Annotated in this window: 13 protein-coding genes; all 13 read left to right on the forward strand. The window is 54.7% G+C overall.

Annotation, left to right across the window (positions count from 1 at the left end):
* A partial coding sequence (smc, locus tag VU18_RS19360; RefSeq protein WP_047757804.1) for a chromosome segregation protein SMC occupies positions 1 to 2,221 on the forward strand: 2,221 nt, incomplete at its 5' end.
* Between the two features lie 19 nt (positions 2,222 to 2,240).
* Positions 2,241 to 3,227 carry a signal recognition particle-docking protein FtsY gene (gene ftsY, locus VU18_RS05125; RefSeq protein WP_013523383.1) on the forward strand — a complete coding sequence of 329 codons (987 nt, stop codon included), beginning with the start codon at positions 2,241 to 2,243 and terminating at the stop codon, positions 3,225 to 3,227.
* 172 nt (positions 3,228 to 3,399) lie between these two features.
* Positions 3,400 to 3,732 carry a putative DNA-binding protein gene (locus tag VU18_RS05130; RefSeq protein ID WP_013523384.1) on the forward strand — a complete coding sequence of 111 codons (333 nt, stop codon included), beginning with the start codon at positions 3,400 to 3,402 and terminating at the stop codon, positions 3,730 to 3,732.
* A gap of 17 nt (positions 3,733 to 3,749) precedes the next feature.
* Positions 3,750 to 5,090, forward strand: a complete 1,341-nt coding sequence (ffh, locus tag VU18_RS05135) for a signal recognition particle protein (protein WP_011230696.1) — start codon at positions 3,750 to 3,752, stop codon at positions 5,088 to 5,090.
* 94 nt (positions 5,091 to 5,184) lie between these two features.
* Complete coding sequence (gene rpsP, locus VU18_RS05140) at positions 5,185 to 5,457, forward strand: 30S ribosomal protein S16 (protein WP_011230697.1); 273 nt, start codon at positions 5,185 to 5,187, stop codon at positions 5,455 to 5,457.
* 11 nt (positions 5,458 to 5,468) lie between these two features.
* Positions 5,469 to 5,705, forward strand: coding sequence for a KH domain-containing protein (locus VU18_RS05145; protein WP_011230698.1), 237 nt, complete (start codon positions 5,469 to 5,471; stop codon positions 5,703 to 5,705).
* Positions 5,706 to 5,793: 88 nt separating this feature from the next.
* Entirely contained in the window at positions 5,794 to 6,180 is a 387-nt protein-coding gene (locus VU18_RS05150; protein WP_011230699.1) for a YlqD family protein, read from the forward strand.
* A gap of 15 nt (positions 6,181 to 6,195) precedes the next feature.
* Positions 6,196 to 6,714, forward strand: coding sequence for a ribosome maturation factor RimM (rimM, locus tag VU18_RS05155; protein ID WP_013145773.1), 519 nt, complete (start codon positions 6,196 to 6,198; stop codon positions 6,712 to 6,714).
* Positions 6,714 to 7,448, forward strand: a complete 735-nt coding sequence (gene trmD, locus VU18_RS05160) for a tRNA (guanosine(37)-N1)-methyltransferase TrmD (protein ID WP_011230701.1) — start codon at positions 6,714 to 6,716, stop codon at positions 7,446 to 7,448. Before rimM ends, trmD begins: the two co-directional genes overlap by 1 nt.
* Before the next feature lie 135 nt (positions 7,449 to 7,583).
* The gene (gene rplS / locus VU18_RS05165; protein ID WP_013145772.1) at positions 7,584 to 7,940 is read left to right on the forward strand and encodes a 50S ribosomal protein L19; all 357 of its coding nucleotides are present in this window, start codon (positions 7,584 to 7,586) and stop codon (positions 7,938 to 7,940) included.
* A 119-nt stretch (positions 7,941 to 8,059) separates the two neighbouring features.
* Entirely contained in the window at positions 8,060 to 8,614 is a 555-nt protein-coding gene (gene lepB, locus VU18_RS05170) for a signal peptidase I (RefSeq protein WP_011230703.1), read from the forward strand.
* Between the two features lie 12 nt (positions 8,615 to 8,626).
* Positions 8,627 to 9,493, forward strand: a complete 867-nt coding sequence (gene ylqF / locus VU18_RS05175) for a ribosome biogenesis GTPase YlqF (RefSeq protein WP_013145770.1) — start codon at positions 8,627 to 8,629, stop codon at positions 9,491 to 9,493.
* Between the two features lie 85 nt (positions 9,494 to 9,578).
* Positions 9,579 to 10,244: ribonuclease HII (locus VU18_RS05180; RefSeq protein WP_236687291.1), on the forward strand; the 666-nt coding region annotated here is incomplete at its 3' end.

Here is a 10,244-nt window from a genome sequence, read left to right on the forward strand (position 1 = left end):
GACGGAAGCGCATAACAGACAAGCCGCTCTCGCCGCGGCGCTCGCAGCGCAAAAAACGGAGCTCGAGCAGCATGAAGCGTTGCTGCATCAGGCGCGCCAATACCGGCAGCAAACCAAAGCGCGCCAGCAATGGTTGGAAGAGATGCAACATGATTATTCCGGTTTTGTCCAAGGAGTAAAAGAAGTATTAAAGGCGCGCGACCTTCTGCCCGGCATTCATGGCGCCATTGTTGAGCTCATTCGCGTGCCGGACCGCTATGAGACGGCGATTGAAACGGCGCTCGGCGGGGCGATGCAGCATATCGTCGTTGACAGCGAACAGGCGGCGCGGCAAGCGATTCACTATTTGAAAACGAACGGCTACGGGCGCGCGACGTTTTTGCCGCTTGACGTCATCCAAGCGCGCGCGCTTTCCGAACGGGAGCGGGCGGCGATTGACCGCCATCCGGCGTTTGTCGGCATCGCAAGCGAGCTCGTCGAATACGACCGCGCCTATAGGGCGGCGATCGCCCATTTGCTCGGCCATGTCATCGTGACAGCCGATTTAAAAGGCGCGAATGAGCTGGCCAAGCTTCTTCACTATCGCTATCGCCTCGTGACATTGGACGGTGATGTCGTCAGCCCTGGCGGGGCGATGACCGGCGGCGGGGCGGCGAAAAAGACCGCGTCGTTGCTAAGTCGAAACCGCGAGCTTGAGACGCTTTCGGCCAAACTGCAGGAAATGGATGAAACGATCGCTCGGCTTGAGCGGGCTGTTGCCGCAAAACGACACGAGCTGGCGGAGCAGGAAGCGCAGGCGGACGCGCTGCAAGAAGAGGTTGCGGCGCTTCGGGAGGCCCTGCAAAGACAAAAGGACGAGCAACGCGAGCTCGAATGGCAGAAAAAACGGATCGACGAGCGGCTTGCACTGTATGATGAAGAAAAGGCGAACGACGAGCGCGAAATGGCAGAGCTCAACCGCCGCCTCGGCGCCATTGACAGGCAGCTTGAGCAGCTTGCCGAGAAACTGCAGGCGATCGATGACGACATCAGCCGGCTGCAGGCGCAAAAACAGACGGAGCAAACGACGAAAGAGGCGCTCCAGGCAGCGATCACGGAGCAAAAAATCGCCTTGGCGGAAACGAAAGAGCGCGTGAAACATGCACGCCGGAAAGTGGAAGAATGGGAAGCGGAGCTTGCCGAAACGATCCGTGGGCTCAAAGAAGCAGAGCGCGAACGAGCCGCTTTGGATGCGGAAATGGAGGCGCCGGAATGGAACGAGGAAGAGATTGAGCAGCTGCGAGAGCAAAAGCTTGAGGACAAGCAAAAGACATTGGAGCTGATCGCGAGCCGTCGCGAACAGCGGCTCGATTTCCAACGCCGTCTTGAACATTTGGAACAGGAATGGAAAGAGACGAAGCGGCAGCATAAACAGCTCGCCGATGTCGTGAAAGACGAAGAAGTAAAGTTGAACCGGCTTGATGTGGAGCTTGAGAATTTGCTTGTCCGTCTGCGCGAAGAGTATGGGCTGTCGTTTGAAGCGGCTCGCTCCGCGTACCCGCTTGAGATCGGCGCCGATGAGGCGCGCAAGCGGGTGAAGCTGATCAAGCGCGCCATGGAGGAGCTCGGCACCGTCAACTTGGGGGCGATCGATGAATACGAACGAGTTTCCGAACGGCACCGCTTTTTAAGCGAGCAAAAAACCGATTTGGAAGAGGCGAAGGCGACGCTCCACCAAGTCATTGATGAAATGGACGATGAAATGAAAAAACGATTTTTCGCGACGTTTGAACAAATCCGCGCCCATTTTGGCGAGGTATTTGGCGAGCTGTTCGGCGGCGGGCGCGCCGATTTGCGGCTGACCGATCCGAACGACTTGCTTGAGACTGGGATCGACATCGTCGCTCAGCCTCCGGGGAAAAAGCTGCAACATTTAAGCTTGCTTTCCGGCGGCGAACGGGCGCTGACGGCGATCGCCCTCTTGTTTTCGATTTTAAAGGTGCGTCCGGTGCCGTTTTGCGTCCTTGATGAAGTCGAAGCGGCGCTTGATGAAGCGAACGTGCAGCGGTATGCCCAATATTTAAAACGGTTCAGCCGCGACACGCAGTTTATCGTCATCACCCATCGAAAAGGGACGATGGAAGAAGCGGACGTGCTGTACGGCGTCACGATGCAAGAATCGGGCGTCTCAAAGCTTGTTTCCGTCCGTTTGGAAGATTCGAAGGAGCTCGTGCGGTCATAATGGAAAGGAGGCGCTTTGGATGGGTTTTTTTCAAAAATGGAAAGAAAAATGGACAAAGCAAGCGGATGCCGTAACCGAAAAGTTTAAAGAAGGGCTGTCAAAAACGCGAAATTCGCTCGCCGGGAAAGTGAACGACCTCATCGCCCGTTATCGGAAAGTGGATGAAGAGTTTTTTGAAGAGCTTGAGGAAATTTTGATCGCCGCGGATGTGGGCGTCACGACCGTCATGGAACTTGTCGATGAGCTGAAAATGGAAGTGAAGCGCCGCAACATTCAAGACCCGGCGCAAATGCGCGACGTCATCGCCGAAAAGCTCGTTGACATTTACCGCGCCGGCGCCGATGACAAAGAACTTTCCGCTTTGAATATACAAGAAGGCGGGCTGACGGTCATTTTGTTCGTCGGTGTCAACGGCGTCGGTAAAACGACAACGATCGGCAAGCTCGCCCATAAGCTGAAATCGGAAGGGAAATCCGTCTTGTTGGCAGCTGGCGACACGTTCCGCGCCGGGGCGATCGAGCAGCTCGAAGCGTGGGGCGAGCGCGTTGGGGTCGACGTCATTAAGCAGGCGGCCGGCTCCGATCCAGCGGCGGTCATGTATGATGCGATTCAAGCGGCGAAAGCGCGCGGCGTTGACGTATTGTTATGCGACACGGCCGGGCGGCTGCAAAACAAAGTGAATTTAATGAAAGAGCTCGAAAAAGTGAAACGCGTCATCAGCCGCGAAATTCCGGGCGCTCCGCATGAAGTACTGCTTGTGTTGGATGCGACGACCGGGCAAAACGCGATGAGCCAAGCCAAGCTGTTTAAAGAAGCGACCGATGTGACCGGCATCGTGTTGACGAAGCTTGACGGCACGGCGAAAGGCGGCATCGTGCTTGCCATTCGCAACGAGATGGCCATCCCGGTGAAACTCGTCGGCCTCGGCGAGAAGATGGACGATTTGCAAGTGTTCGATCCAGAACAGTACGTCTACGGATTGTTTGCTGATTTGCTGGAATCATAAACAAGCCAACAGAGGGTGCTCCCAAAACAATGGAGCGCCCTTTGTTGTTACGTCCACGGGAGTGTAACCGATAAGCCCTTTGTTCGTTCCATCCCTTGACACCTTGCCGAAAAGACGGTACACTACATTTTTGTAAAGGTATTTTACTTAACAATGAGGGAGGGAGAGTCCGGTGCTGGAAAAAACGATGCGCATGAACTATTTATACGATTTTTACCAAGCGCTGTTGACGCCGAAACAGCGCAACTATATGGCGCTTTACTACTTGGACGACTACTCCCTCGGGGAAATTGCCGAACAATATGAGGTGAGCCGCCAGGCGGTGTACGATAACATCCGGCGTACAGAAGCGATGCTGGAGCAGTATGAAGAGAAGCTCGGGCTGCTGCGAAAATATGAACGGCGGCGGCAGATCATCGAGCGGCTGAAAGACTACATCAGCCGGCACTACGGTGCTGACGCCGAATTGGCGGCGCTAGTCCGCGAGCTTGACGAACTTGATTAAAAAAGGGGGTGGCCGCCATGGCGTTTGAAGGACTGTCTGAACGTTTGCAGCAGGTGATGAACCGCATCCGCGGCAAAGGGAAAGTCACCGAAGCGGATGTCAAAGAGATGATGCGCGAAGTGCGCCTTGCGCTTTTGGAAGCTGACGTCAACTTTAAAGTCGTCAAAGATTTCATCAGACAGGTGAGCGAGCGGGCTGTCGGGCAGGAAGTGATGAAAAGCTTAACGCCGGGCCAGCAAGTGATCAAAATCGTCAAGGAAGAGCTGACGGCGTTAATGGGCGGTGAGCAAAGCCAAATCGCTGTCGCGAAGAAACCGCCGACCGTTGTGATGATGGTCGGGTTGCAAGGGGCCGGGAAAACGACGACCACCGGGAAGCTGGCCAACTTGCTGCGCAAACGGCATAACCGGAAGCCGCTTCTGGTGGCTGCCGACGTTTACCGCCCGGCGGCGATCAAACAGCTTGAGACGCTTGGCAAGCAGCTCGACATGCCTGTCTTTTCGTTAGGCGAGCACGCCAATCCGGTTGAAATCGCGAAACAGGCGCTCGAGCGGGCGAAAGAAGAGCATTATGATTACGTGCTCATCGACACAGCCGGCCGCCTCCACATTGATGAAGCGCTCATGGATGAACTGAAGCAAATGAAAGAAGCGGTCAAGCCGGATGAAATTTTCCTCGTCGTTGACGCCATGACCGGGCAAGATGCCGTCAATGTCGCACAAAGCTTCCATGAGCAGCTCGGCATCACCGGGGTGATTTTGACGAAGCTGGACGGCGACACGCGCGGCGGGGCGGCGCTGTCGATTCGCGCCGTCACCGGAGCGCCGATCAAGTTTGCTGGGATGGGCGAAAAACTTGACGCTTTGGAGCCGTTCCATCCGGAGCGAATGGCGTCGCGCATTTTAGGCATGGGCGATGTCCTGACGCTCATCGAAAAAGCGCAGGCGGCCGTCGACGAAGAGAAGGCGAAGGAGCTCGAACAAAAAATGCGCACGGCCACCTTCACGCTTGACGACTTTTTGGAGCAGCTCGGCCAAGTGCGCAAGCTCGGACCGCTTGACGAACTGATTAAAATGCTGCCGGGCGCCAACAAAATCAAAGGGCTCGCCAACATCCAAGTCGATGAAAAGCAAATCGCCCGCGTTGAGGCGATCATCCGCTCGATGACGAAAGAAGAGAAAACGCATCCGGAAATCATCAACGCTAGCCGCAAAAAGCGGATCGCCAAAGGAAGCGGCACGACGGTGCAGGAAGTAAACCGGCTTTTGAAGCAATTTGACGAGATGAAAAAAATGATGAAAATGATGACGAATATGCCAAAAGGGAAAAAGAAAGGATTCCGTTTTCCATTTATGTAAATGAAGATCTGTTAAGCGAAAAACCTTTACAAACGGAAAAAGAATTGTTAATATACTATCTTGTGTGAACTCTATACGGAGGTGCGTACTGACTATGGCAGTAAAAATTCGTTTAAAACGCATGGGGACAAAGAAAAAACCATTCTATCGCATCGTGGTAGCTGATTCGCGCTCGCCGCGCGACGGTCGTTTTATCGAAACGATCGGCACGTACGATCCGGTCGCTGAGCCGGCGCAAGTGAAAATCGATGAGGAATTGGCGCTCAAATGGCTGCAAAACGGCGCCAAACCATCGGATACGGTGCGCAGCTTGCTGTCGAAGCAAGGCATTTTAGAGAAGTTCCATAACTTGAAATACGGCAAATAAGCGAGATGCACATGAAGCCGCTCATTGAAACGATCGTCAAGGCGCTTGTCGATCATCCGGAGGCGGTGGCGGTTGAACGCCGCGAAGAAGAGACGGCCGTCATCTATGAGCTGTCCGTGCATGAAGACGACACTGGCAAAGTGATCGGCAAACAAGGGCGGACGATCCAGGCGATTCGCACGGTCGTTGCCGCCGCCGCGGCCGGATCGCCAAAGCGGGTTGTTGTGCAAGTGAAAGACAAAGGGTGAGGATGTTCCTCTCCCTTTTTTGATATGATGCCAAAGGGCGCAAAAATGGCCCGGGTGCCGTTCATTCCGTGTCAAAAGGGGGAAGAGGATGAAGCTCATTCAAACGGTTGAGGTGCGGCAAATCGTCACCGAACGGAGCAAACAAGAGCTTGCCGCCGCGTTTTTGGCGCGCAAGCAGCAGCTCGAGCGCGAGTGCGACCAGCTTCGTTTTGAACAGAAACGAATGGAGAAAAGCGGAAACTATCCGCCCGCTTTAGTGAAACAATATTTTGCCAAAGAGATCGACGAGCGGATGGAGAAAATGAAACTGCTTGAGTTTCAGCTCGAACAATTACATATGCTACCGTTAGGGAGCGAATTGAAAGAGCGGGAAGTCGAGGCGCTCGTTGAGGTGAACGTCGGCGACCGTTGGGAAGAGGTGACAAAAACGCGCGCCATCATCATTGAAGACGGCGTCGTCAAAGAGATTCGCTAAGAAGGGATGAAAGCGATGGAACGATGGTTTAATGTCGGAAAAATTGTCAATACGCACGGCATTCGCGGCGAAGTGCGCGTCATTTCGCGCACCGACTTTCCTGAAGAACGGTATAAAAAAGGAAACAAGCTGTACATTTTCCGCGAACGGGACACGGAACCGATTGAAGTCACGGTGAAAAGCCACCGCGTCCATAAATCGTTTGACTTGTTGTCGTTTGAAGGCTATGACAGCATCAACGATGTGGAACGGTTTAAGGGAGCGATGCTGAAGGTGCCGGAAAGCCAGCTCGGCGAACTCGCGGAAGGGGAATATTATTTCCATGAGATCATCGGCTGCACTGTCGTGACAGAAGGCGGGGAGACCATTGGCGCGGTAAAGGAAATTTTGACTCCAGGGGCGAACGACGTCTGGGTCGTCCGGCGCGAAGACGGATCGGAAGCGCTCATTCCGTACATTGACGAGGTCGTTTTGCACGTCGATCCGGAGCGGAAAACGATCATCATCCGGCCGATGGAAGGGCTGCTCGAGTGATGCGGATCGATATTTTAACGTTGTTTCCCGGCATGTTTTCCGGGGTGTTGAGCGAGTCGATTTTAAAGAAGGCGCAAGAAAAAGGGGCCGTCGACATCCGCCTTATTGATTTTCGCGAGTTTGCCGACAACAAGCATAAAACGGTCGACGATTATCCGTATGGCGGCGGCGCCGGCATGGTGCTCAAGCCGCAGCCGATTTTTGACGCGGTGGAACACGTGACGGCTGGATCGCCTGGCGCCCGCATCATTTTGCTTTGCCCGCAAGGCGAGCGCTACACGCAAAAAAAGGCGGAAGAGCTGGCGAAAGAAACGCATTTGGTGCTCATTTGCGGCCATTACGAAGGGTATGACGAACGCATTCGCCAATATTTAGCAACCGATGAAATTTCGATCGGCGACTATATTTTAACAGGCGGGGAACTCGGCGCCATGGTCATTGTCGACAGCGTCGTCCGTCTTCTCCCCGGGGTGCTCGGCAATGAGGCGTCGCCGGTCGATGACTCGTTCAGCTCCGGGCTGCTTGAGTATCCGCAATACACAAGACCGGCCGATTTCCGTGGCATGAAAGTGCCGGATATTCTGCTTTCTGGCAACCATCAGCTCATCGCCGAGTGGCGCGAGAAGGAATCGCTCCGGCGCACGTTTTTGCGCCGTCCGGACTTGCTCGATGAATATCCGCTTACAGACAAGCAAAAGCAATGGCTGAAAGAGTGGGAAAAGGAGCGCGAATAGCTATTGCCTGAGTCAACAGTTTATGCTATCATGTCTTTTGTGTGACCTTAAGCGATTGGCTTGAGGATGGAAAACGATGTTCCGCTGCAATGAAGAGATCATTGGCATGAACATCTGTGGAAGGAGTGGATCATGATGCATCATTTAATCCAAGAGATTACGAAAGAACAACTGCGGACGGATTTGCCGGATTTCCGCCCGGGCGACACGGTGCGCGTTCATGTGAAAGTCGTCGAAGGCAACCGCGAACGCATCCAAGTGTTTGAAGGTGTCGTCATTAAACGGCGCGGAGCGGGCATCAGCGAAACGTTCACGGTCCGCAAAGTGTCCTATGGCGTCGGCGTTGAGCGCACATTCCCGGTGCATACGCCGAAAATCGCCAAGCTGGAAGTCATCCGCCGCGGGAAAGTCCGCCGCGCGAAATTGTACTACTTGCGCGAACTTCGCGGCAAAGCGGCGCGCATCAAGGAAAATACGAACGCAGCGCAATAATGGACAACGGTGGATCACAGCGGAAAAGGAGCTTGCTTTCAAGCTCCTTTTTTCACTACCGCCAATGATGATTACGGTAGTGATCCACGACTGCAAACTTTGATTTAGGTGGGTGGACAATGGAACAGAAAAAAAGCGAATGGCGTGAATGGATGAAAGCGATCGTCGTTGCCGTCTTGCTCGCCGGGGGCATCCGCTACTTTATTTTCGCTCCGATCATCGTCGACGGTTATTCGATGATGCCGACATTACATAACCATGAGCGGATGATCGTCAATAAACTGGCGTATAAAATCGGCATGCCGCACCGTTTCGATATCATTGTTTTTCACGCCGAAGAAGGGAGAGACTATATTAAGCGAGTCATCGGCCTGCCGGGCGACCGAATTGAATACAAAAATGATACGCTCTATATCAATGGCAAGCCGTATGAAGAGCCGTATTTGGACGAGTATAAAAAGCAGTTGTCCGACGGCGGTCCACTGACGGAATCGTTCACTTTGGAGGAACTGACCGGGCGAAGCACGGTGCCGCCGGGGCATTTGTTTGTCATGGGCGACAATCGCCGTTTCAGCAAAGACAGCCGCCATATCGGCTTCATTCCGATGTCCAAAGTCGTTGGCAAGGCGAATCTTGTGTATTGGCCGTTGGCTGACGCCCGGATTGTGAAATAAACGAGGCAGGTGATGCCAATGACAGTGATTCAATGGTTCCCCGGCCATATGGCGAAGGCCAAGCGGGAAGTGCAAGAAAAATTAAAGTTGATCGACGTAGCGTTTGAGCTGCTTGACGCCCGTGTGCCGATGTCCTCGCGCAACCCGATGATCGACGAGATTCTCGGACAAAAGCCGCGCCTCATTTTGCTCAATAAGGCTGATATGGCCGATGAGGCGGTGACCGAACAGTGGATCCGCTATTTCCACGATCAAGGGCGGCTGGCTTTGCCCATCGATGCTCAAAGCGGAACAGGAGTCCGGCAAATCGCGGCGGCAGCGAAAGAGATGGTGAAAGACAAATTCGAGAAAATGCGGGCGAAAGGGATTAAAAACCCGCGCCCGGTTCGGGCGCTCATCGTCGGCATCCCGAACGTCGGCAAGTCGACGCTGATCAACCGGCTCGCCGGCCGCCATATCGCGAAAACCGGCGACAAGCCGGGGGTGACAAAAGCGCAGCAATGGATCAAAGTCGGCAAAGAAATGGAGCTGCTTGATACCCCAGGCATCCTATGGCCGAAATTTGAGGATGAGGACGTGGGCTACAAGTTGGCGGTGACCGGCGCCATTAAGGACGAAATTTTAAACTTGCAGGATGTCGCCGTCTATGCGCTCCGCTTTTTGTCGACTCACTATCCCAACCGGCTTGCGGAGCGCTACGGCCTTGATGACATTCCTGATGACATCGTCGCCTTGTTTGACGCCATCGGAAGGCGGCGCGGCTGCTTGACGTCAGGCGGCGCTGTTGACTACGATAAAGTGGCTGACATCGTTTTGTATGACATCCGCACGGAAAAATTAGGCCGCTTAAGCTTTGAAACGCCCGCTTCACGGACGTAGCGCGTCCGGCGGGCGTTTTTTGCCGGCGGTGCTTTACGGTCGGCCAAACAGAGCCGATAGTAATAAGTAGAAGAGGGAGAGGAGCATGAAGCGGTATACGGTGAAAGACATTGAAGCGCTGCTTCCGAAGCTTGGCGCGGACGACCCGCGCTGGGAGATGCTGCGGCAGGATGAGCGAAAAAGCGTGCAGGCGCTTCTTGCCCGTTTTGAAAGGCAGAAAGCGCGCCGGCACGCCATCGAGCAGCGGTGGGAAGAACTAATGCGTTATGAGAGGGAACTATACGCCGCTGGCGTTAGACGGATCGCCGGCATTGATGAGGCCGGGCGCGGCCCGCTGGCCGGCCCGGTCGTCGCCGCCGCGGTCATCTTGCCGAAAGACGCCTATTTGCCGGGGCTTGACGACTCGAAGCGGCTGACGCCGGAAAAGCGCGAGGCATTGTTTGCGCAAATTGAAGCGTGCGCCGTCGCCATCGGCATCGGCATCGTCAGCGCGGCGGAGATCGATGAAAGGAATATTTACGAAGCGACAAGGCAAGCGATGGCGAAAGCGGTGAACGCCCTTTCCCCGCCGCCTGAACATTTGCTTGTTGATGCGATGGCGGTGCCGTGCCCACTGCCGCAACAGCGCCTCATAAAAGGAGACGCCAACAGCGCTTCAATCGCCGCTGCGTCGGTCATCGCCAAAGTGACGCGCGACCGGTGGATGAAAGAACTGGATCGCCGCTATCCACAATACGGGTTCGCGCGCCAT

Origin of the sequence: Geobacillus sp. ZGt-1 (assembly GCF_001026865.1) — a bacterium.
Taxonomy (GTDB): domain Bacteria; phylum Bacillota; class Bacilli; order Bacillales; family Anoxybacillaceae; genus Geobacillus; species Geobacillus thermoleovorans.